Raw genomic sequence first — 22,214 nt, forward strand, 5'->3', positions numbered from 1 at the left:
TCGTTCGGTTTTTTGTGTTTTTATCATTACGCCATTTCTGCTTTCCCTTCCTGCTGGCTCTGGATCATCGCCTGATAGGAGCCTGACTGCTGTATCAGCTCATCGTGGCTTCCCTGTTCAACGACACGCCCCTCTTCCAGGACGACGATCGTATCCGCGCGCCGGATCGTGTTCAGACGGTGGGCGATCACGATGCTCGTTCTCCCCTTCATCAGCCGCTTCAGAGCCCGCTGGATGTGCAGTTCGGTAATCGTATCAATACTGCTCGTTGCTTCATCCAGGACGAGAACAGCCGGATCCGCAAGAAGCGCTCTCGCGATTGAAAGAAGCTGCTTCTGCCCCTGGCTGATACCGGAACCTCCGGAGCCGAGCTTCGTTTCGTATCCATCCGGCAGCCTGCGGATAAAGCGGCCGGCATCCGCCGCTTCTGCAGCGGCCTCCACTTCTTCATCCGAAGCATCCAGTCTTCCATACCGGATGTTTTCACGGATGGAGCCGGCAAATAAATACGAATCCTGAAGGACAAAGGCCATCTCTCCCCGGAGCTCCTCCATCCCGTAACCGGAGATCGGCTCTCCGTCCAGAAGAATGCTGCCGGAAGCCGGCTCGTAAAACCGTGCCAGAAGACTGATCAGCGTCGTTTTTCCGGCGCCGGTCGGTCCGGCAAAAGCGATCATCTCTCCAGGCTCTGCACGGAATGTGACATCGTCTATGATCGTTTCCTGTTCGTAGGCAAACGTAACATGTTCAAACGAAACAGCACCGCGCACCGGTCGTTTCATCCGTTTTGAGGCACGGGTCTCCTCTTTCGGTTCATCCATCATCGTGAAAACGCGCTCGGCACCTGCGATGGCGGACAGAAGGACGTTAAACTGGTTTGCCAGGTCATTGAGCGGCCGGGTGAACTGCCGGGCATATTCCGCAAAAATGACGATGACGCCGACGGTGATGTAGCCCTGCAGCGCGAGGATTCCGCCGACACCGGCGATCACGGCAAACCCGGCGTTGTTAAGCATATTCATGAGCTTTGGGATAAAGCCGGAAATTGTCTGCGCCCAGAATGCTGCGAGCCTGTAGGAGCGGCTGTAGTCGTTAAAGGACGCCATCACCCGCTCCTCCTGCGAGTATGCCTGGATGAGCTGCTGGCCGTTCAATGTTTCCTGTGTGTAGCCGGTCATGTCACCAAGGCGGCTCTGCTGCGCTTTAAACAATGGCCCGGTCCGCCGGGTGATCCACTTCATGCCGAAATACATCGCGGGTACGATAAACAGCGTTACGGCGGTCAGCATCGGGCTCAAATAGAGCATGACGACCAGGACGCCGCCGAGCGTAAGCAGGCTCTGTCCAAGCTGGATGACCGATGTGTTCAGCGTGTTGCTGATGTTGTCCATATCATTTGTCATCCGGCTCATCAGTTCACCGTGGCGCCGCTTATCAAAAAAGCCGACCGGCAGCAGCTGAAGATGATCGAAAAAATCGGTCCTGAGCGTGTAGATGGTTTTCTGTGCCGCTCCGAGCATCCAGTAATGCTGGAGGTAGACTGAAACGGAATGCAGCACATATACGGCGGCAAGGCCTGCAAGCGCTGGAAGAAGAATGCCGGTATTTTCGTTCACCAGCAGTTCATCGATCGATAAACCGACGATGAGTGGACCGAGAAGCGCCATCGATGAACTCAGTGCCACCATCAGCAACGTCAGTACAAGTTTCTTTTTATGGACGAGCAGATAGGCTCCGAGCCGGCGGAGCGTGCCCTTCCAGTCATCTGCCCGCCGCTTCGCCTGCTCCGGCGGTTCTGTGTCGATTTTTGGATACTGAAACGGTTCTTTCAGACTGTTACGCATACATACCGCCGCCTTCCTGTGACTCTTTCACTGCGCGGTACAGTCTGGATGAGCGGGCCAGTTCATCATCTGTACCTGCCGCTTCCACCATTCCGTCCTCGAGAAGTACAATCTGATCTGCCGTTTCGGCAGAAGCGAGTTTCTGCGTGATCATGAGGACGGTACACTGTCTGGACTCGATCACATCAAGCAGCTTCTTTTCGGTATGCGTATCCAGCGCACTCGTGCTGTCATCTAAAAGCAGAATCGATGGATCTCGTATCAGCGCCCGGGCAATGGAGATCCGCTGTTTCTGCCCGCCGGATAGATTAATTCCGCGCTGACCGACACGCGTATACAGCCCGTCCGGAAGCTCCTGCACCGCTCCGTAGATCTGCGCGTCCTTTAATGCCTGGACCATTTCCTCTTCGGACGCATCTTCCCTGCCCCAGCGCAGATTGTCCGCAATCGTGCCGGAAAACAGCACCGCTTCCTGCGGTACGTATCCGATGGCAGCACGGAGGCTTTCAGTCTTCCACTCTGAAGCAGGTACTCCGTCAATCACGACCTCCCCCTCATCCGGGAGAAGCAGCTTCGGTATCATCTGGATGAGTGTCGTTTTCCCGGATCCGGCCGCTCCGAGCACCGCGGTCCTGGATCCCGGAGACACAGAAAAGGAAACGCGGGAAAGAACGGGCTCCGGCATTTCGGGATACGTAAACGTCACATCCCGGAAAACGACCTCTCCAGGAATATCATTCTGCCTTCCGGATCCGCGCGGAAGTTCCGTACTTTCTTCCTCCAGCACACTGCTGATCCGCGCGGCCGATGCTTTCGCCCGGGAAAAGATAATAATAATCATAGAGAAAATGGAGAGCGCTCCGGTCATTCTTGTCACGTAGTTAATCACTGCAACTACTTCACCGACGCTCATGGCACCACCGGTAACGCCTGCCGTGCCGAACCAGAGAACCGCCATAATACTTCCATTCATCACAAGAAGGATGAGCGGCATCGTAATTTCCACCATCCGCATCGTCCGGACGGTTCTATCCTGCAGCTGCCCCGCAGCAGAATGAAACTTTTTCGATTCGTGCTTTCTCCGCACGAATGTTTTCACGAGACGGACTGCTGTTAAGTTTTCCTCCGCCGTATGATTCACTTGATCGACTGCCTGCTGAACGCGTGAGAACATCCCCGCCGCCCGACGGACAATGATAATCAGGACGATGCTTAACAGCGGAACCGTTGTAAATAAGATGAGCGCGAGCTGCCACTGAACGAAAAAAGCCATAATGACAGAACCCGCCACAAGAAGCGGCGCCCGCAGCATAATGCGCAGACTCATAAAAATGGTGTTTTGTATTTGAATGACATCATTCGTCACCCTCGTTAACAGCGACGAAACCGCAAAACGCTGAAAACTCCCCGCTGCAAGCGTCTGTACTTTTCGAAAAACGGCACTCCGTAGATCGTGGCCGGTGGACATACTGGCGTGGGCTGCATAAAACGAATTGATAATCCCGGCAGCAAACGCAGCCAGAGAGAAAACGAGAAGCCAGCCTCCCCAGAAAAGTACGGTGCCAAGATCCTCCTGAAGAATACCATCATCAATAATGCGTGCAATTAACAGCGGCTGCACCAGCTCCACACCAAGCTCCAGGAGCGTCAGCAGAAGCGCTGCTGCAACAGCAATTTTATACTTTTTTAAGTAAGACCAGATCATTTCCATAATCGTTTACCCTGCTTTCGTGTACTTTCCTGTCTCTTCTCAGCTTACCACGTCACGCTGCCCGATAATAGAGAAGCAGCACGACAGCGAGCGCAAAGAGAAAATGAATCATCACCGACGCCATTTTTCCTTTCACCGTATCATGAAGGGAAACCGGAAGCCGGTAAAACGATGTTCCTTCCAGAATAAACGTGAGCAGAATAATGTGAATCGGAAAATGTCCGATCAGCTCCAGCCAGCCGAACAAAATTGTCGTAGAGAGAAAAATGAGCGTCAATATAAGCCCCAGAAACCGGCTCAGCAGTCCGACAATGAGCAGATAGCCGACGGTAAATTCAACAAAGCCGGTCAGCATTGCAAACGTATCCGGCGGAAAACCGAACGTAAAGATATTGTGGTCAATAATGACGTCCCGGGACATCACCGGAAACACCCATTTCTCCGCAGCAACCCAGCAGAGAGAAAAACCGGTCAGCACATACAGGACGGGCACTTTCCACAGCACAGCCCGTGTATAATACACGAAAAAGACATAGGCAATCCCGAGGTAAAATACATAATCGAGCATGTGAAGCCAGCCGTATTCCCAGACAGAAAGGCCGTAAAGCGCAGTTAACAGCAGGGCTCCCGCCCGGACGAACCACCGGTTAGGTATGAGAAAAAGCGCAATCATTACCCAGACGACAGCGGAAAGCAGCCCGTTCAGTTCCATTAATTCCGGTGCGAACAGTCCACCCTGAAACTGTTGAATGATAAACGCTGCCGCCGTTCCATACTGAAGAATGCGGAACGTGTAATTCCGCCACCCTTCCATATATTCTTCACTCCGCTCCAGCCAGGGAAGCGGTCTCATGATGGAGATCAGCTTCGGGAGACTTCCGACGGCAAGCGCAGCGATAAATGCAGTAATAAAAAAAGGGGTATCCATAATATCATCGATCGCTGCCTTCTCCGGTGATTCATCCGTAAACCATTTCACGTGAGCGAAAGCGCCGGCCGGAACGAGCCAGATGACGAAAAACAACAGCCATTTCATAACATTTCCTCCTTTTGCGTGCTTCGTATTATGTAGGTTACTTCTAATTTTTGGATACTGCATTTTTCCCTTTTGAGCTGTGTCTGAAACACGTGACTTTTTTTGTGCAAGCATTGTATTTCACTTGTGAATTCGTTATCATAAGGAGTAGTGAGCCTGCGGCTCTTTTTCTTTTTCGGTTTGTTAAACCGCTTGCACAAAATTGCATGAATGAAGCACACATCGTATAAATGAGGTGACTGACAATGGAAAAGGTTTGGTGGAAAGAAGCTGTCGGCTATCAAGTGTATCCGCGCAGTTTTCAGGATAGTAACGGCGATGGGTTCGGCGATCTGCAAGGATTGATCAGCCGGCTTGATTACTTTCAGGAGCTGGGCATTGACTTTATCTGGATCTGCCCGATGTACAAATCTCCGCTCGATGATAACGGCTACGACATTTCTGATTATCAGGATATACTGGAGGACTTCGGTACGATGGACGACTTTGATCAGCTTTTAAAAGAGTGCCACGACCGCGGCCTGAAGCTGATTATCGACCTCGTATTGAATCACACATCCGACGAACATCCCTGGTTTATCGAATCCCGGTCCAGCCGGGAGAACCCAAAGCGGGACTGGTATATCTGGCGTGATGGAAAAAATGGAGCAGAACCGAATAACTGGGAAAGCATATTCGGCGGCTCAGCCTGGGAATATGATGAACAGACGGATCAGTATTACCTTCACGTGTTCAGCCGCCGGCAGCCGGATTTGAACTGGGAAAATCCCGAAGTTCAGGATGCGCTGTTCGATATGGTCAACTGGTGGCTGGATAAAGGGGTTGACGGCTTCCGAATCGATGCGATCAGCCACATCAAGAAGCGGGACGGGTACCCTGATATGCCAAACCCGGAAGAGCTCCCGTATGTTTCCTCCTTCGATATGCACATGAATCAGGAGGGCATCCACTCCTTTTTACAGGCATTTAAAGAGAAAACATACAGCAAATACCCACATGCCATGACCGTTGGTGAAGCGAACGGCGTCTCCGTCGATGAAGCCCATCAATGGGTCGGTGAAACCGGCAAAATGGACATGGTGTTTCAATTTGAGCATCTGGACCTGTGGGATCAGGACGGCGGTGACGAAGGGCTTGATATCGTGGAGCTCAAACGGACACTCAGCCGCTGGCAGAAAGGGCTTGAGGCAGACGGATGGAATGCCTTGTTTATTGAAAATCACGACAAAGCCCGCGTCGTCTCCACATGGGGCAACGATGAAGAATACTGGCGCGAAAGTGCCACAGCACTAGGTGCCATGTATTTTCTTATGCGCGGAACGCCGTACATTTATCAAGGCCAGGAAATCGGCATGACGAATATTTACTTTGACTCGATCACGGAGTACGATGATGTCGCTGCAAAAAATCTGTATGCAGAGAAAGAAGCGCTCGGGAAAGAGCAGGAAGCACTCGACAACCTTGCTGTCAGCTCCCGGGACAACAGCCGGACTCCGATGCAGTGGGATGATTCACAAAATGCCGGTTTCTCGACCGGTTCCCCATGGCTTAAAGTCAACCCGAATCATAAGAAGATCAACGTGGAAGCACAGCGTCAGGATGACTGGTCGATTCTCTCCTTCTATAAGCAGATGATTCAACTGCGCCGCCTGGAGCCGCTGTTCGTCTACGGCAGCTATGATCTTCTGATGGAAGAAGACCCACAGGTATTTTCCTATATCCGTGAACTGGAAGGGCGGAGTGCTGTCGTCATTACGAATCTGACGAACAAGCCTGCAGTCTGGACAGCCGGGGAGGACGTTCCTGCGGTACAAAGCGATGCGCTCGTACTTTACAATTACGAGGACACCGCTTCCCATGAGGACACAGAGGAGATTCCTCTGAGGCCGTTTGAAGCACGTGTCTACCTTCTGGTTGACGAAGCTGAATAAACACGTAAAGAACAGGCAGCCCGGGTATCCGGACTGCCTGTTTTTCATATCGACGTTTCATTCGCTGAATTCCATGCCCGGCTCATAGATCGTGAAGTTGTTTTTCTCCCGGCGTTTAATGTTATACATCGCCTTATCCGCCCGGCTTAACAGCTCTTCGACATTCGAGCCGTGATCCGGATAAAGCACCGCTCCGACAGATGCAGCAACGTGAATCCGGCTCCCGTCCGCATCGGTAAAGCTCTGGAACACATTCATCAGATTGGCAACGGCTGCCTTCAGCTGGGCCTCTTCTTCCAGATTGGTAAACACGACAAGGAATTCATCGCCGGCCATCCTTGCAACGGTATCTGTGCGGCGCACCGCCTGCTTGAGGTGGGCGGCAACATGCACGAGAAGACTGTCTCCGGTATCATGTCCGTGCCGGTCGTTAATCCGCTTAAAGTTGTCGAGATCGATAAACAGAAGGCCGAGCTTTTTGCCGGTCCGCTGGCACTGCAGCATCTGCTGGTCCAGCCGGTCGAACAAAAGCCTGCGGTTCGGCAGGCCGGTCAATGGATCATGGTAGGCCATCTCCTCCATTTTTTCAGCCAGTTCCCGGTAGCGCTGCTCACTCTCCATCAGCGCCATTTCATTCTGCTTCTGCTCGTCCACATCATTCAAGTAGCCGCTCCATCGTGTGCCGCCGGAAATTCGTTCCGGTGTGGACGTCGCACGGACCCATTTCTTTCTTCCGGATCCTGGAAGCGTAATTCGGAAGATTTCATCAAACTGTGACAGCTCATGACGGGACTTCTCCATTGCCTCAAGCATGTGCTGTCTGTCTTCTTCATAGATGAGGGACATCACATCGACTTCCGTAATCTCTCCCGCTTTCACATCTGATTCCAGTATATCTGATATTCCCCCTGCAGCAGCCGTGAACCGGTACTCCCCGGCTGCCGGGCTGAACAGCTGATAGATCATCCCCGGCACTCTTGAGGTGAGCTCTGACAGCAGTTCCTCCCGGGCGTGCAGCGCTTCTTCTTTTTCACGGAGCTCAGTAATATCGTAAATGTATCCGTAAAACCGGACGGTCCCTTTCCCGATCCGCTTCGGATTCGCATTTCCCCGCACCCAGCGCATTCCTTTCACCGGATGAATCACACGGTAATCCTCCGCCCAGACAAGCTCCTTTTCCGCGCAGGCCTGCACAGTCGTCATGACACGTTCTTTATCGTCCGGATGAATCCGGTTGAAAACTTTTTCGACCTGATAGTAGGCTTCCCACGGTGTCACTTCGATCAAGTCCCAAATGCCTTTTGATGTCACAGAAAACTCATATGTACCATTCTCGTGCACATCGAACTGATAGAGCATTCCCGGCACCTGAGAAAACAGGCGGCGCATCCGCTCTTCGCTGTCTTTCAGCAGCATCTCCTGCCTTTTTTCCTCCGTAACATCTGCCACATGGCCGTGCCAAACAACGCTCCCATCTTCAAAAAACGTCGGTTTGGAGCGCCCGCGCACCCATCGTTCATGACCGCCTTCCAATTCGAGACGGAACTCCAGTTTCCAGATCGCTCCTCTTTTTTTAGAGAGGAAAATGGAAGCCATCGTGTGCTCATAATCTTCGGGATGGATTTTGTCAAAAATATGCATTGCGTCTTCCAGCATCTCTTCTTCTTTCACATGAAAAATCTCGAGAAACTCTGCGGAATAGTGCGGGAACGAGAACGTTTCCTCTGCATCAATACGAAGCTGATAGATGCCTCCCGGCACCTGATCTGTTAAATTTTCCAGAAGGGCCTCCCGCCGGTGGATTTCGTACTCTTTTCGCCAGCGGTCTGTAATGTCATGTGACGTTGTATAAATGCTGCCGTCATTTTCGTATGCATGCCATTCAATGTACCGGTAACTGCCGGATCTGGTCCGAAGACGCGCTACATGGCTGCGCACCGGACGCCCCTGACTCACATTCAAAAATTTCTTAAGCGTTTCCTTTTTATCATCCGGGTGGAGCAGTGTCACCATCGGCCTGCCGATCAGCTCGTGCTCTTCATAACCGCTGACTGCAGTCCATTCCGGGTTTACTTCGAGGATACGGCTCCGCTTATCCATGCGCGACAAAAGACCTAAATTACCTGTAAAAAATGTATCCAGTGATTCAATCTGTTTCTTTTCTTTTGTTACATCCACAAAAACGACCGAAAAGGCTGCCTCGTCATGCGGTGTCACCTGTACTCTGAACCATTTTCTGAAAGGGACAGAATAACGCTCAAACGAGGCAGGAATACCTTTTTTTATAATTTTTTCGTATTCTTTTACCCATCCGTAATGCTGGCTGCCGGTATCGAGAACATCCTGCATCCGCTGACCGACGATATCATCTTCTTTTCTGCCGATCATAGACGCCATTTTTTCATTTACATCCAGAAGCAGATAATCCACTGCCCGCCCATTGTGAAAAAGCATCTTCTGATAGGCGTAGGCGACAGGCAGTCCACACACGATTTCCCGGTAGTCCTGCTCCTTCATGTGCCTTCCCCCTTCCAGCCGTTTCAATATTCTAACAATGAGTATACTATGACAGAGACAAAATTCCTACTACCTTTTTCGAATCATGTCCACATGGAGAATGCCATCATCTAAATATGGGTCGGAAATAGGTAAAAATCCATCCTGTGCATAAAATTTCTCTGCATATTCCTGAGCCTGTATCTTTATATCTGTCTCACCTGTTTTCTCCAGTTCCTCCAGCGCCCGGCGCATCAGCTCTCTGCCAAGGCCCTGTCCGCGGAACATCTGGGCAGTCAGCACCCGGCCGATCGAGGCTTCGGGATATACAACACCCGCAGGGATGAGCCGTGCATAAGCAGCATACGCACCATCCGTTTCAGCAAAGAGGTGCCAACTGTGCCGATCGACACCGTCCACCTCCGGGTAGGCGCACTGCTGTTCCACAATAAAAACGGCGACGCGCAGTTCTAAAAGCGCATACAATTCTTCTTTCGTCAGTTCCTCATAGGTTTTACAATACCAGTTCATTCACTCCGCCTCCCGATCTTTCATTTTCTGCTATAGTATAGCATGCATAGCAGGCGGAAAAAGAGGGTAGAGAAAGAAGAACAATTGAAGGAGGAATGCTTTGTGAAACGATGGATAGCAGGTACACTTATAGCAGCAGGGGGCACTGCCGCATACGCGGTTGTCAAAAACCAGCAGATGCCGGCGGACGTCGGCCGTCCGGGAGGCCCGCTTGCACCGGTTCCTTCGACGCCGAATGCCGTATCTTCACTCGCTGATGATGATCACTACATTGAACCATTTCCAATGCAGGGAGATGAGCAGGAAAGCATCCGCACGCTGCGGCGCGTACTCCGCCGGATGCCGGAATGCCGGTTAATGACCGTTACAGACTGGTATATCCATGCGGTATTTCATTCCAAAACGATGAGGTATAAAGATGATGTGGAGTTTTTAATTAATAAAGATGCAGGTCATATCGACGTTCGTTCTGCCGCGAGAATGGGTTATTCAGATATGGGGGTCAACCGGAAACGAATCGACCGTCTCCGGGGAGAATACATTGCCGAATCGCTCCCCGATCCATCAGCGGGAAGAGATATTTAATACCCGGACAGCAGTAAAAAACCCCGATGAGAAAATTCCAGGCCACTGGAAAAGTCTCTATTAAAGAAACTCTCTACATGGAGAGTTTCTTTTTTATTACACAATCTGATTTACGAAAAGAATCTTTAACCTTTTCAATTAGTGAAATCAGACTGCACTACAGACGGAAGCTTGCCGCGGGCATGGCCTCAGCCTCCTCGAACATCCTTTGGATGTTCTGCGGGGCCTTCACCTCATGCTTTTCCCGCAGGCGTCCCCGTCTTTCGTTTCGTCTGATTGAGCCTGGGATAAAAAGCATGAAAATGGTCAAAAAAGTTTCATGAAAAAAAGACGACCAGATCCAAAAAAATTGGAAATTGGTCGTCTTTTTTCTGTGAGTTTACTTTCGTTCAATTAAAATCGAGAGATTTTCAGTGGCCCCGAAAAATCATCGGGGTTTTCTTTATTATCCTGTCTGAAAGGCTTTATTGCCCTGCCCGGATGAGGTGTCCCCGTTCATCCCCGTGGAATGATCGAGCAGTTCTTCCGCAGTTTCTGAAATTTGATTCGATGCCTTTGACACTTCCTGAACGACTCCGGTGAAGGAAACGAGATCCTTTTCAATCTCTTCATTTTTGCCGAGTGCCCGGTCCATGTTGGCTAAAATGTGCTGAAAGGCTTCCTCTACGGAAGCAGCATGTTCGTTTCCTTCTTCCATCCGCGCTGTAATCGCTCTCGACATGGATGCATTTTTTTGTACTCCGGCTTCTGTCTGGTCGGTCAGCGTCCGGACTTTTACAACGGAGTCTTTCGTCTGTTCGGATAATTTCCGGACTTCATCTGCAACGATCGCAAAGCCTTTGCCATGTTCGCCGGCTCTGGCTGCTTCGATTGCTGCATTTAATGCGAGAAGGTTTGTTTCATCTGCAATGCCCTGGACAATCCCGACGATATCCTGAATCTCTTTGGAAAAGGAGGCAAGTTCCTCCATCTGCTTATCAATCTGATGAATCTGCTTTGTCGTTTCATCAAGCATGTCCGAGAGGCGCTCTACTTTTTTCCCGCCATCCATTGCAGAATCTTTCGACGCCGTTGAAATTTCTGTTCCTTCCTGCGCTTTTGCTGTGATTTCCTGAGCCTGAGCTGACATTTCCTGAATAGAGGCGTTCGTTTCCTCGGCTACCGCTCCAAGTTCTTCGGATTTCCCGGATATGTACGTGTGCAGTTCCTCCCGCATCGCCGCTTCTCTATTCCGGATATTCTCCACTTCCGCATCGAATGCTTCCAGAACAAGCTGCTGCTCCAGGCTCAGCATTTTAGACACCGCATCCACCGCACGGAAGAGTTCTTCTTTTTCCGGTATGGCGTCGTAGACAATACGGAATATCTCCTGCTGAAGCGCCTGATACGAGCATAGATACCACTTGGGCTCCAGGCCGATTTTTACGTGAATTTCTGCAATCCGGATCCGCTTCTGCAGAAACGTACTGTCAATTGTGCCATCAAACATTTCGACAATGTGGCGCCGCAGCGTTTTTTTCAGCCGCTCCACTGAACTGTTCGTTTCGATGATCTCCATTAAATGAGGCTTCTCTTCCAGATTCGCATAAAAGAAATCAATGAGATGAACGATGTTTTCTTCTATAAGGGGCTGCAGCTTTACAAGCTCACGAAGTGCTGCTTCATCAAATTTCGTCATCGTCATCTGCTTTTTTACATCTGGATGACCGTCCAGATCAAGCTTTACAGACGTTTCGTTTTCCATCACGGCTGTGCTCTCCTGCCTATTTCGTTGAAACCATTTCATTTTTCCCACCAACCTATCTCAAATTCATTATACTTAGTATAATAGATATAGTCTTTTTGTGTAGGTTTTTTCTATAATTTTTCGTAAAAAAGATAATAGTCCTGTTCCTGCCGCAGATACGTTTTCCTGAGTATGTATGATAAACTGAAAGCATACAACCGAACAGGAAAGGACGTCACTCATGCCCTCGATGAAACTGAAATGGCGTGCCCGCGGCGCACGCAGAATGATCGAAAAAGTCAAAGTATATCCGTATCCTGTCCAGGTGCAGGGTACTCCGTATTATTTAGTGGAATACATTAAATTCCGACAGCCTCAGGGGCGCGCCGTCATCGGTGATCCTCAGACACTCGCTGCTGATGTACCGCGTGCGCATGAAATATTGTTCCACTTTTATGCACTGTCGGAAAAAATTCAGACCGATGGACGCATGAGAGCAGCGGTTCAGATCGATTTTTTCAAAAAGCCACTTGATCTTACAGAAGATAATCCGCATCCGGACCTGCAGGCAGGCAGAAAGCAGCTCTCCAAAATGCTTCAGCTGCAGCTCCGCTACCGCCGGGCCTACGACCGGTTTCAGGAAACGCTCCAGCAGCTGGAACAGTCGCAGGAGCCGATAACGAAACAAGAAATGGAGCAGGCAGAATATACAGCCGGCGAACTGGAGGTTCTTCAGTATGATCTCGTGCGCACCATTGCGGATAACACCGAGGACTTAGGAGGGTATATCCGCGCGGCGGAAAAGCACGGGCACTGGGAGAAATTGACGAAGTCCCAGCAGGTGTTTCTGCGGCAGCTCATCAAAAATGAATCATTGATGAAACAGGAATACCAGCAGATGGATGTCAGCCGGAACGGGCCACTGGAAGAGCGGATCGATAAGCAGGCAGACAAAATGCGCAGCTATAAGCACCGGGACCAAAAAGAAGAGCAGAAGCTTCTCCGCGTGCTGTCCTGAACCACCCATGCCGGAACCGGAATTGGTTCCGGTTTTTCTCTTTCCTTCTCCTCGACTATTTTGTTATTTTTTCTGAATTGTCTTTCAATTTAATCAAATATGTAATATGATAGTTATAGGACTTTTATCTAAATACAGATAGGGGGATATCACCATGAGAAAATTTCGTCTTTTGTCCCGTCTGTTTGCTGCTCCGAAAGAAAATTCGTCACCCGAACGGGGTACTGTCTGGACTGCCAACGGCGTTATTGCCTTTACACCCTGCAGTGAAAACCCACCGTCGGTCGTGGTTCCATCCGGTCTGACTGTTTTAAAAAACGGCGCCCCTGCGAAGGGGACAATCTATCTACACGAAGGCGATACACTGGAAGCTTATGCAGCAGTGCCGTCTATCGAAACGACGTGGTCGCTCAAAACTGCTGCAGATGGTCTTTCGGCATCACTTACGGTAACGCCCGGGGGTGATATGTCCATCCGGCTGAAAGATATGGAGCCGTCTGCATCTCTTGTGCTCGATTATACACTGGAAAAAATCACTCGAAATGAGAAAACAGCGGAAGAAGCAGAAGCTCTTTTAAGAGAGAATAAAATTACGCACGGCATTCTGCAGGCAGGATTGGCCAGAGCCTGCTCGACGCTTCTGCAGGAGATGATCACTGTTGCAGAGGGGACGGCCGCTGTTCATGGCCGGGATGCCGCCTTCACGCCGAATTTTTCGGAACGGGAGGAGAGTAAACCGGTATTTACGTGGAGCGGGCGCGCGTCTTACCGGGACCGCGAGCGTCTTCCTTTTGTAAAGCAGGGAGAAGAAATTGCACGACTTACACCCGAAACCTGCGGTACGGATGGAGTCACTGTTTTCGGAGACTCCATTCCGGCGATGAGGGGCAGGCCGCTGAATGTTAAAACAGGACAAGGAGTCCGCATAGATTCCACCGGGGGAATCTTCACTGCAGATATGGAAGGAAGACCTGTTCTCAAACAGGCAGACGAGGCTGTTTCTCTGGAAATACTCCCAGTCTGGGAACATAGCGGTGCTCTCACGTTTCGTGACGGTAATGTCCATTTTAACGGGGAAGTCATTATTCATGGAGCGGTGGAAGAAAAAATGATTGTCGAGGCCGGGGGACCACTCTCCGTTAAAAAACATGCTGCCTACTGTTTTCTGCAGAGCGGCGGTGACATGGAAGTATGTGGAAACATTACGTCCTCCCACCTGAATGCCGGTTTATCCTCCAACCGGCGTAAAGCGCTGCTCGATGCACTGGAATCGTTTGACTCGCTTTTCGAGCCTCTTTTTCAATCTGCTGTCCAGATCTTTCAGTCACAGACGTTCCGCGACCGCTATGCTTCGAGTGAGCTCCCGCCGCTTCTCCGCCGGCTAATGGAAACGCAGTTCCCGGAATTAAAAAACCGCACCGAAAAAATGCGGCAGGTCATTCAACTAAAAGCCGAAGGGCAGCAGACCTGGATGACCTTTGATTCTTCTCTTAAGCACTGTCTCATTGATCCGTCCCCCGGCCTCACCCTGGATCATTTAAGGGAGTTGGAAAAGCAGGTGCCTGTTCTTCGGACCAAGCTGTTGGAACTTGATACACCTTCTGCTATGACGATCGCATCGGCTGCAGGATCATCGCTCACTGCCTCCGGCCCTGTCACTGTTAACGGACGTGGCGCGCTTAACTGCAGCATTAATTCCGATGACAGCATTACGATTGAGGGGAGAGCTGCAGGTGGGACGTATACAGCTTCCGGGGATGTGACAATCATGGAAGCAGGTTCCCCGGCCGGAGCAAAAACGATTATCCGTACGGATCAAGGCACCGTCCGCCTCGACCTTGTTCATCCGGGAGTTATCATCCACGCTGGTGGCGCTGTACAAACGATTGAACATACGTGTACCAACGTGACAATCCGTTCCGGCTCGAGAGCCGTATCCTGAATATAATAGATAGAAATAGAAAAGGGAGGTGCCCCGCCGGCACCTCCCTTTTCATAAAAATTCCTCCTGCAGCTTTGAACAGGAGGAATAATCATATTTGCAGAGCAGACGTCTGACATTTCAACGTGCAGTTCATTACTGATTCATCATTTCCCACGTGCGGTACCAGACTTCCACTTCCTCTCCCGGCGTCATCTGCAGCTCGAAATCAAGCACCTGAACCAAGCGTTTATACGTAGCCCGGACGAAAGCCCGCTGGCCGATTTTATCGTATAACTGCATCACTTTCAGATAGGCTGTTTCATCCAGAGGACTGCTGTCGCAGAGCTGAAGTGCCAGCCTCAGAGCCTGGCCCCATTCCCGTTTGGATTCATACCATTTGATCAGCTGATCCGCCGTCCGGTACCAGAGATAAAACAGCCGGCGCCGCTCTTCCTCTGCCCAGATATAATCAAATGTACTTAAGTATTCCCCTTTGTAAAGCTCCATTACCGCTTCCAGCCGCCCGACATTTTCCACTGTCAGGTTCCGGCACTCCATCACCGTCTGCTCAAATTGTTCGACGTCCAGCTCCACGTGGGAAAGCTCCAGCATATATCCTTCTGAAATGCTGCGGATACTGAAGTGCTCTTCGTACGGACGGAGCGTGCGCCGGATATGATACACGGCTGTGTACAGCTGGGAATACGCTTTCTGCGGGTCATATTCCGGCCAGAGCATATCAATCAGTGTACTTTTATCGACAATTTTACCCCGGTGCTGTACGAGGTAGAGGAACAACTGCTGTACTTTGGACGTTCTCCACGTAAACGGCTTGCCGATCTCCGCTTCTTTGGCAAGCGACACTTGATGGAACAGGGTCATCTGCAGTTTCCGCTTCGGCTCACTGCGGGTTTGATTCTCCGCAATCAGTTCGATCAGCTGCTCCCTCATTTCCTCCGGCACCACTACGGCCGAATCATCAATCCTGGCATATCCCAGCCGCAGGTCTTCCTGCCGGACCGGCACCATTACATACATCTGTTCGTTCCCCGTGCGTGGCTCACGCTGCCAGTCGGGAACCGCTGCATACGCGCACATGGTTTATCCCCCTCTTTAATTAAAAATGAAGCTGGCCTGCCACTGCTGCACGAGTAGTTTTTTCTTCCTATTAATTGTAGAATAGCACCATTCCCTGGAAAGTCAATGTTAAAAAGTACCACAATTTCTGAATATTTGCTCATCGTTTTATCCAAAAGACCTGTTTATTGAGGTTTATTACGATAAAATACGGGATTTACTCCCCATTTGTTTATCTTATAATAGTTATTTAGTATTACATATCACAAATATTATTTCAGCAACCCTTATCATTGGGGTCCTACGACTCATATTCCTCCACGTTTTTTCATTGTTTTATGCAGTGTAAACAGCTCTATACTTCTTTCTCTCGGGGGCGCCGCTCCCCCTGCTGCGCTCGGTCTGGATGAGATGCTCAAATGATTCTGCGTTTTCTCTTCTCTGCCGGATACGGGACCGCTTTTCTTTCTCCAGGAAATGAGTCAGCGTAAGCTCTGCAAATACAGCCATCCTGCGCAGCATGACAGGATCGTCAACACTCCAGGAGAGTTCCCGCAGCATCCTGCAGGCTTCTCTTGCCTCCTCTTTCGTTTCCGGAACAGCTCGTGTTCCCGGATGCGTTCCGTAAAGAAAAAAGGCAGCGAGTGATGGTGAAGCATTCTCGCGATAGGCCTGCGCTTCTGCTCTCCGCGCCCGTTTTACTACTCCGTAGATAAGCAGAACTCCTAAAGTACTTAACAGCAGTGCGGCCGCAGCCAGAAGGAAGGTCATACGCCTACCCCTCCCTCTTTTCTAAAGCGGCGGAAGACTTTGGCGCTCAGAAGCTCCAGATGCAGCGGACGGAACATATGATCATCCACTCCCGCTGCATATGCCCGGCTGACTTCTTCTTCGGAATGAGGTGCAGCAGACAAAATAATATAGTACCTCGATCCTCCCGGCAGACTTCGGAGATAATGAATCACTTCCAATGCCCCCGGCCCTTCTCCTGAGGCGTGCAGCAGCACAGCATGCGGTTTTGGTTCTTTCAGAGACTGGGATAAGAGAAACGATTTTGTATCCGGAAAAACCTGCACGTCCATCTCTATATCTTCGGGACAGACTTTCATCGAATAGCCTTTCAACATTTCTCTAGTCAGTGGATCGGGTTCAATAACCGACAATCTCCCTGACGCTTTTTCCGCCGATTGAAATACTTCTGAAATCATCGGCTTCATACCAGGACACGAGGGGAGCTGCGGCAGGACACGCAGCCCTTCTCTCTGTACTTCTTCAAACGAAGCAGAGCGGGTAACTGGAAACACGAGCGCTTTTGTGAGCACGGTAAATGAATGGCAGGTAGCGAGTATCGTTTTTTCCATTCTTCCGAGCAGCACTTCGGTTTCTTTGACTCCGCTGTCGGGAAGCAGCATATAAACAATCCCCCCGGCTTCGGACACAATGTCCCCCCGCCTTGCCTCCCGCAGTGCCACATTTTCCAGATGTGCTTCTTCCTCTCCTTTGGCCATAACCATACAAAACCCCCGTCCTGTACGCCTGGCTGTTTCCGAAGTAAGTTCGAATGCCCAACGGATCTTCTGCAGCTTTTCCTGTCCTGCTGGTGAGCCAGCCTGATTTTTCCACCACTGGTTACGGAAATCCTGTCTTGTGTACTGCTGGACACGCATATACAGCCCCCCTCTTTTTTATATATTCCGTTATTTCTGAGTATATAAAGGAAATCTCCACAATTTCTCTACGGATTTTCAGAAGACCAATTTACAGATTCCCGATTTCGGGTTCATAAACCGATTTCTTTTCGTAAAAGTATACGAAAAAAGGGATAAATTTACATTTTAAAGCGCCAAAAGACCTTTTTATTTGTGAATATTCAAACTATTTATTTTAGATTTTTATAGATTCTCAGCCCTTCCTGGGACCTTTCTTTTTCGCTGGAGGGTGTTCTTTTAAAAACTGTTCAAACCAGTCTCGAATTTCTTTTCCCGGCTCTGTTTCCAGCTCTTCGGAAAGCGTCTGTTCAAGCTTCCGGTAGGCGGAGCGGATGTAAGGATACTGTCCGGTGGATTTGTAAAGCTTCATCAGTTCCAGATACCACATCTCATTTAACGGATCAGCTTCTGTCAGCTGGGAGGCCATGCGGAGCGCGGCTTCTGTCCGCCGGTTCTCTTTGTACCATGTGAGCATAACGGAGGCTGTCGTTATCCATAAGGAACGGAGCCTCGCTCTTTCTCTCTCTGCCCAGACATAGTCGTACTGCTCCAGGTAATCGCCGTTATACATGCGCATAACACGCTCGTATTCACGGATCGTTTCCTCGCTCACTGGAATAGACGAAGAAGCCATCTGTTCAAATTCATCGACATCGAGTGTCACATGGTGCAGGACGAGCATGTATCCTTCCGAGACGCTTCGGATCTCAAAGTGGTGTTCATACGGCTTCAGCATCTTTCGAATATGATAGATCGCTGTATAAAGCTGTGAATAAGCTTTTTTCTCTTCATATTCCGGCCAGAGAAGCTCTACCAGCTCTCTTTTTCCCACAAGCTGGAACCGTTTTTGCAGCAGGTATAAAAATAACTGCTGTACTTTGGACGTTCTCCAGCGGAAAGGCCTTCCAAGATCGCCGTTTTTCGTAATCGATACCTGCCGGAACATCGTCATCCCGAGCTTCTTTTCTATAGATGAATTTCCCAGTTTGGCGCGGACGCTTTTTAGCAGCGTATCCTGATCCACTTCTTCCAGTGACTGCTTCATGTCATTTAATTTAAATCCTCTGACTGCCATTCCGTTTTCTGAAGAAATCAGAAGGAGAAGCACTTTATCGGGCTGATCTGGATAATGCGTCAGGAAATCCCCGATTTCCGCCTCGAACAGTGTCGTTCCCTTTCCCTCCGCTCCATTGGAATCATCCTGTGTAATGATGACTTTCATTCGTCTCGCCCCTTTTCACACCTTATTTTAATCCACTTTAACGATCATATCCGGTTTCTTCCGAAGCGGTTTTTCTTTTGGCTTTTTCTGCTTCACCCGCCACCAGAAGCGTGCGAGCCACAGACCGTGCAGAGAAAGCAGGCCGGTGAGAAGAATGTTTCCGGGCAGCATGTCGGTATCTATAAATAAAACCCATGCTGTCAGAACAACTCCAGTTATCATACAGTAATAAAAAAGAAACGATACCAGAAGCCATCCTGCTGCTCCTTCCGCACCCCCGCTGAACCAGGCGGTCAACACCAGCAGAACAAAAAGAAGTTCCATACTCAGCCCACCACGTTCCATCCAAGAAAACGAAGCATTTTTTTCTGCTTCAGCGGTGCGGATATAACGGGGTGCGCCTGCTGCGGTGCATCGGCCCGGGTGTTTTTCAAAATAAGCAAGGCACATTTCATAGGAACCAAACCGGGAAAAGGCTGTTTTCGATATCATGAAGATTGGATATTCCCGATAAGCCTGCCAGGTCCGCTGATGCAGGAGCCGAAACCGCGATAATCCGCCGAGGGAAAATGGCGTAACACTGCTCCAGTGCACAGTTCCCGCCAGAAGCATGCCTTTGTTCAGCTTCTTCCATGGAATCTGTACAAAGGCATCCCCTGCCAAAGCCGCCCCCTCCGGGATAAGACAGAGAATGTTTCCCCGCGATAAACGGCTGGCTGTTATCCACAGATCCGGTGACCCGCTCCCCGCTCCTGTGAGCTGATACAGCCCTGGAATGATACAGGAATGCCGCACGACCTGGCCTGCCGGAAGCTCCACCGATTTTTCCATATCCAGTTTCATCGAAAACGGACGGAGCGCCTCTTCTTCATCAGCATTCGTCAGCACCCAGATATCGCCTACTCCTTTTAACTGAGAAAACACACTACGCAGATCTTCTGCTGTCCGCGTCCCACCTTCCAGTATGATGGAGAACGGATGTGCACCGTCTCTTTTCTCCGGTGTCTCCCGTTTCCACTTCCGGGAAAGTGCAAAGTGAATCAGCCGCAGGGATAAAAAAAGTGCATGTACTCCGATGAAGATGGCAGCCGCTGTAAAAAGAATCTGCAGCATGCTGTTCATACTATGCACCTCCCGGAAGAACAGACTGATGAAACGGAATGTCCACCGGCGGCGAGGTATGGTAGTACAGGCCGTGACACCGGTTTTCTTTCAGCTGGTGCAGCGCCCTCTTCACAAATGGATGTTCTTCAGTCCTGCTGAGTTTTGGATGAAGAAGCATCTGTTCAAGATCCGGCGCGGCCTGCTTAATTCGAAGCTCACCTGCCCAGGTTACGGCGCGCAGGCGGAGCGGTGTTTTAGCAGATGCGAGCCTGTTCTTAACGTGCAGCGCCAGATATAGATGGGCAAACCGTTTAATTCGTTCTACGACGGCTTCTGTATAGACACTGTTAATAATATCCATGCAATAGTCGGCCGCCCAGTCAAGCTCCCGGGCTGTCAACCGTTTATCCCCCAGCGCTTCCCCTTCTAACAGGTAATACTGGAGTCTCTGTTCCAACTCCTGCCGCCGCTTTCCTTGTTTACAGCAGTAAACCGACTGGAGCCTGCGCATCAGAGAGACAGTTACAATACCCACACATGAAAGCATCCAGCCAATAATCAACAGATAGCTCCAGCTGCTCACCTGCACCGCCCCCTTTCCCGGACGAGACGCTTTAACTTGGCTTCCAGAAGGGCGAAGGACACTGGTGTAATGACGTAATCATCAACGCCGAGACGATGGGCATATTCAATTTCTTCGGAGGACGGGACACCGGAAATCAGCATAATATAGTATTTGTCTGCATTCGGTTCCTGACGAAGATTGTGAATCAGCTCCATCTCCGCTCTCGAAGCGGCCCGGTCATGAATAAAAACAACCTGCAGTTCATCGCTGTTCCGATCAAGCGAAGCTGCGAACTCCCTGCCGTTCTCATATGTGTTTACGTGTACTTTCACCGGATCCGTTCTCATCTGCTTTAAAAGCGGTGCCATAATCGATGCCGCAGCACGATCCGGTTCAATATAGTGGATAAACAGCGTTTCACGGGTACCAGACGCCGGTGGAAGCACCACCTCATACACATCCTGTATACCATCCATCCGGCACGCTTCCTGTACTGCGGTTTCCAGCGCTTCCCCGGCGCTTTTACTGCTGTCACATATCGTCATAAAGCAGGCTTTCCATCTGAGAAGATCCTTAATCTCCAGCCGTTTAATGAGCGCAGCAGCCTCTTTTCTGCCGGCGCAGGGAAAGAGAACAAAATAACGTTCCTTTTCACTGCAGTAAAATAATAGATCCACTTCCCGGAGCCGTTCCAGAAACGTCAAAGGCGCTCCTTGATCCGATGCTTCAAGATACAGCAGGGAAAAGGGATACCGGTACCGCTCCGCCATCGTCTGCTGTATTCTGTAAAACAGCGGAAATACCGCTGCGTCGTATATGCTTCCCTCTTTCAATGACCTCTCAAGCCGGCTGCCTTCTCTCAACAAATTTCCGAGCCATTCCTCCCGTTTCTTCCCTGAGGCTGAACCCTCCACAGTTCCCATTCCCGAAGGCCTCCTTTCACGATTCATAAGCCTAAAGCACCTTGATTGATATAAATTATAAAAAGAGGACCTGTACATTTTCTATACAGGCAGCAGCCGGTGTCTCTTCATATGCTTTTAAACATTGCGAAAACATAGATATATAACCCATAAAAGAATTTAAATTCCATTTTAACGGGAAACAATTCTTCTTATTACTGCTTCTGATGCTTTTTTTCGGGATGATTCATCCGGCCATCGGAGATTTAATAAACTATGTAAAATTCGCCGCTTCCTTGGAAAATAAATTGAGTTATTTTCTGAGGCAGGTAAACTTTTTCTTCAGGAGGGAAAGCCACTTTCTAAGGATAAATGCGTGATTTCACTGAGTAGATTAAACATGTTCTACGCATAAGTTTTGAAATAAAATAAACCAGGCAGAAACCGCCTGGTCTTAAAAGAAAAGAGAGATCTATTGAAGAGGTTCCCGCTTTCTGCCTGCACCTGCAGCCGTACGCGTTCCGGAGGGAATCTGAAAAGCGGAAGCGCCCTGGTCACGAGCGACCAGTCCTGGAAGCCCTGCCGACGAAAGCTGCTCTTTGCTTTCTTCGGCAGGGGTGAAGGAGCCTCGAGCGAGTGGGCGCTGCAGCCGTGCAAACAGCGACCGGCTGGAAGACAAGCCCACGGCAAGCTTCTGCCGAAAAGCGGAGAAGCTCCATTAACAGAAACAAACGGTACATGGAACATAACGTTGACATGCGATAACCCTTGGCCTCCCTGCTCGGAAGAGGCTTCGAATTTTATACTTTCTTGTGCTCTAAAAAAAGCCCCGG

Annotated in this window: 17 protein-coding genes; 4 read left to right on the forward strand and 13 right to left on the reverse strand. The window is 50.1% G+C overall.

Annotation, left to right across the window (positions count from 1 at the left end; translation table 11 throughout):
- Positions 1 to 26: 26 nt before the first annotated feature.
- The 3 genes from C6I21_RS04895 to C6I21_RS04905 are packed head-to-tail and all read right to left on the reverse strand — an operon-like array spanning position 27 to position 4,591.
- A complete protein-coding gene (locus tag C6I21_RS04895) occupies positions 27 to 1,844 on the reverse strand; it encodes an ABC transporter ATP-binding protein (protein WP_105958335.1) in 1,818 nt (605 codons plus the stop codon).
- The gene (locus C6I21_RS04900) at positions 1,837 to 3,555 is read right to left on the reverse strand and encodes an ABC transporter ATP-binding protein (protein WP_105958336.1); all 1,719 of its coding nucleotides are present in this window, start codon (positions 3,553 to 3,555) and stop codon (positions 1,837 to 1,839) included. Before C6I21_RS04900 ends, C6I21_RS04895 begins: the two co-directional genes overlap by 8 nt.
- A 52-nt stretch (positions 3,556 to 3,607) precedes the next feature.
- Entirely contained in the window at positions 3,608 to 4,591 is a 984-nt protein-coding gene (locus C6I21_RS04905; protein ID WP_181186104.1) for a DoxX family membrane protein, read from the reverse strand.
- 245 nt (positions 4,592 to 4,836) lie between these two features.
- Here C6I21_RS04905 and C6I21_RS04910 point away from each other — a divergent pair, with 245 nt between their 5' ends.
- Positions 4,837 to 6,522: a glycoside hydrolase family 13 protein gene (locus C6I21_RS04910; protein WP_105958338.1), complete on the forward strand. Its 1,686-nt coding sequence runs from the start codon at positions 4,837 to 4,839 to the stop codon at positions 6,520 to 6,522.
- 57 nt (positions 6,523 to 6,579) lie between these two features.
- Here C6I21_RS04910 and C6I21_RS04915 read toward each other — a convergent pair whose 3' ends face one another.
- Positions 6,580 to 9,039, reverse strand: a complete 2,460-nt coding sequence (locus tag C6I21_RS04915) for a diguanylate cyclase domain-containing protein (RefSeq protein ID WP_105958339.1) — start codon at positions 9,037 to 9,039, stop codon at positions 6,580 to 6,582.
- Between the two features lie 69 nt (positions 9,040 to 9,108).
- Positions 9,109 to 9,549: a GNAT family N-acetyltransferase gene (locus tag C6I21_RS04920; protein WP_105958340.1), complete on the reverse strand. Its 441-nt coding sequence runs from the start codon at positions 9,547 to 9,549 to the stop codon at positions 9,109 to 9,111.
- A gap of 102 nt (positions 9,550 to 9,651) precedes the next feature.
- Here C6I21_RS04920 and C6I21_RS04925 point away from each other — a divergent pair, with 102 nt between their 5' ends.
- Positions 9,652 to 10,134, forward strand: coding sequence for a DUF1499 domain-containing protein (locus C6I21_RS04925; protein ID WP_181186105.1), 483 nt, complete (start codon positions 9,652 to 9,654; stop codon positions 10,132 to 10,134).
- Between the two features lie 445 nt (positions 10,135 to 10,579).
- Here the strand turns inward: C6I21_RS04925 and C6I21_RS04930 are convergent, their stop codons facing one another.
- Entirely contained in the window at positions 10,580 to 11,878 is a 1,299-nt protein-coding gene (locus C6I21_RS04930; protein ID WP_245411550.1) for a globin-coupled sensor protein, read from the reverse strand.
- Between the two features lie 232 nt (positions 11,879 to 12,110).
- Between C6I21_RS04930 and C6I21_RS04935 the strand changes: the two genes are divergently transcribed.
- Both C6I21_RS04935 and C6I21_RS04940 read left to right on the forward strand, forming a co-directional pair.
- Complete coding sequence (locus C6I21_RS04935) at positions 12,111 to 12,878, forward strand: hypothetical protein (RefSeq protein WP_181186107.1); 768 nt, start codon at positions 12,111 to 12,113, stop codon at positions 12,876 to 12,878.
- A 154-nt stretch (positions 12,879 to 13,032) separates the two neighbouring features.
- Positions 13,033 to 14,820, forward strand: a complete 1,788-nt coding sequence (locus C6I21_RS04940) for a flagellar assembly protein A (RefSeq protein ID WP_105958344.1) — start codon at positions 13,033 to 13,035, stop codon at positions 14,818 to 14,820.
- 135 nt (positions 14,821 to 14,955) lie between these two features.
- Here C6I21_RS04940 and C6I21_RS04945 read toward each other — a convergent pair whose 3' ends face one another.
- From C6I21_RS04945 to C6I21_RS04975, 7 genes are all read right to left on the reverse strand, one after another.
- A complete protein-coding gene (locus C6I21_RS04945) occupies positions 14,956 to 15,900 on the reverse strand; it encodes an AfsR/SARP family transcriptional regulator (RefSeq protein ID WP_105958345.1) in 945 nt (314 codons plus the stop codon).
- Positions 15,901 to 16,215: 315 nt separating this feature from the next.
- Positions 16,216 to 16,650, reverse strand: coding sequence for a hypothetical protein (locus C6I21_RS04950; protein WP_105958346.1), 435 nt, complete (start codon positions 16,648 to 16,650; stop codon positions 16,216 to 16,218).
- Positions 16,647 to 17,393, reverse strand: coding sequence for a PleD family two-component system response regulator (locus tag C6I21_RS04955; RefSeq protein ID WP_142393214.1), 747 nt, complete (start codon positions 17,391 to 17,393; stop codon positions 16,647 to 16,649). Before C6I21_RS04955 ends, C6I21_RS04950 begins: the two co-directional genes overlap by 4 nt.
- 388 nt (positions 17,394 to 17,781) lie before the next feature.
- On the reverse strand, positions 17,782 to 18,810 hold the full coding sequence (locus tag C6I21_RS04960; protein WP_105958348.1) for an AfsR/SARP family transcriptional regulator: 1,029 nt from the start codon (positions 18,808 to 18,810) through the stop codon (positions 17,782 to 17,784).
- Positions 18,811 to 18,837: 27 nt separating this feature from the next.
- Positions 18,838 to 19,932, reverse strand: a complete 1,095-nt coding sequence (locus C6I21_RS04965; RefSeq protein ID WP_105958349.1) for a hypothetical protein — start codon at positions 19,930 to 19,932, stop codon at positions 18,838 to 18,840.
- 1 nt (position 19,933) lies between these two features.
- Complete coding sequence (locus tag C6I21_RS04970; RefSeq protein ID WP_105958350.1) at positions 19,934 to 20,497, reverse strand: hypothetical protein; 564 nt, start codon at positions 20,495 to 20,497, stop codon at positions 19,934 to 19,936.
- Entirely contained in the window at positions 20,494 to 21,402 is a 909-nt protein-coding gene (locus C6I21_RS04975; protein WP_105958351.1) for a response regulator, read from the reverse strand. The genes C6I21_RS04970 and C6I21_RS04975 overlap by 4 nt, the downstream gene beginning before the upstream one ends.
- Positions 21,403 to 22,214 lie beyond the last annotated feature (812 nt).

This window comes from Alkalicoccus urumqiensis, assembly GCF_002993335.1.
In the GTDB taxonomy this organism is placed as follows: domain Bacteria; phylum Bacillota; class Bacilli; order Bacillales; family Salisediminibacteriaceae; genus Alkalicoccus; species Alkalicoccus urumqiensis.

Coding starts and splice junctions, on each gene's coding strand:
- C6I21_RS04895 (WP_105958335.1), bottom strand. CDS start 1,844: ATGCGTAACAGTCTGAAAGAACCGTTTCAGTATCCAAAAATCGACACA.
- C6I21_RS04935 (WP_181186107.1), top strand. CDS start 12,111: ATGAAACTGAAATGGCGTGCCCGCGGCGCACGCAGAATGATCGAAAAA.
- C6I21_RS04955 (WP_142393214.1), bottom strand. CDS start 17,393: ATGGTTATGGCCAAAGGAGAGGAAGAAGCACATCTGGAAAATGTGGCA.
- C6I21_RS04910 (WP_105958338.1), top strand. CDS start 4,837: ATGGAAAAGGTTTGGTGGAAAGAAGCTGTCGGCTATCAAGTGTATCCG.
- C6I21_RS04965 (WP_105958349.1), bottom strand. CDS start 19,932: ATGAACAGCATGCTGCAGATTCTTTTTACAGCGGCTGCCATCTTCATC.
- C6I21_RS04905 (WP_181186104.1), bottom strand. CDS start 4,591: ATGAAATGGCTGTTGTTTTTCGTCATCTGGCTCGTTCCGGCCGGCGCT.
- C6I21_RS04915 (WP_105958339.1), bottom strand. CDS start 9,039: ATGAAGGAGCAGGACTACCGGGAAATCGTGTGTGGACTGCCTGTCGCC.
- C6I21_RS04900 (WP_105958336.1), bottom strand. CDS start 3,555: ATGGAAATGATCTGGTCTTACTTAAAAAAGTATAAAATTGCTGTTGCA.
- C6I21_RS04945 (WP_105958345.1), bottom strand. CDS start 15,900: ATGTGCGCGTATGCAGCGGTTCCCGACTGGCAGCGTGAGCCACGCACG.
- C6I21_RS04950 (WP_105958346.1), bottom strand. CDS start 16,650: ATGACCTTCCTTCTGGCTGCGGCCGCACTGCTGTTAAGTACTTTAGGA.
- C6I21_RS04975 (WP_105958351.1), bottom strand. CDS start 21,402: ATGGGAACTGTGGAGGGTTCAGCCTCAGGGAAGAAACGGGAGGAATGG.
- C6I21_RS04960 (WP_105958348.1), bottom strand. CDS start 18,810: ATGAAAGTCATCATTACACAGGATGATTCCAATGGAGCGGAGGGAAAG.
- C6I21_RS04920 (WP_105958340.1), bottom strand. CDS start 9,549: ATGAACTGGTATTGTAAAACCTATGAGGAACTGACGAAAGAAGAATTG.
- C6I21_RS04930 (WP_245411550.1), bottom strand. CDS start 11,878: ATGGAAAACGAAACGTCTGTAAAGCTTGATCTGGACGGTCATCCAGAT.
- C6I21_RS04940 (WP_105958344.1), top strand. CDS start 13,033: ATGAGAAAATTTCGTCTTTTGTCCCGTCTGTTTGCTGCTCCGAAAGAA.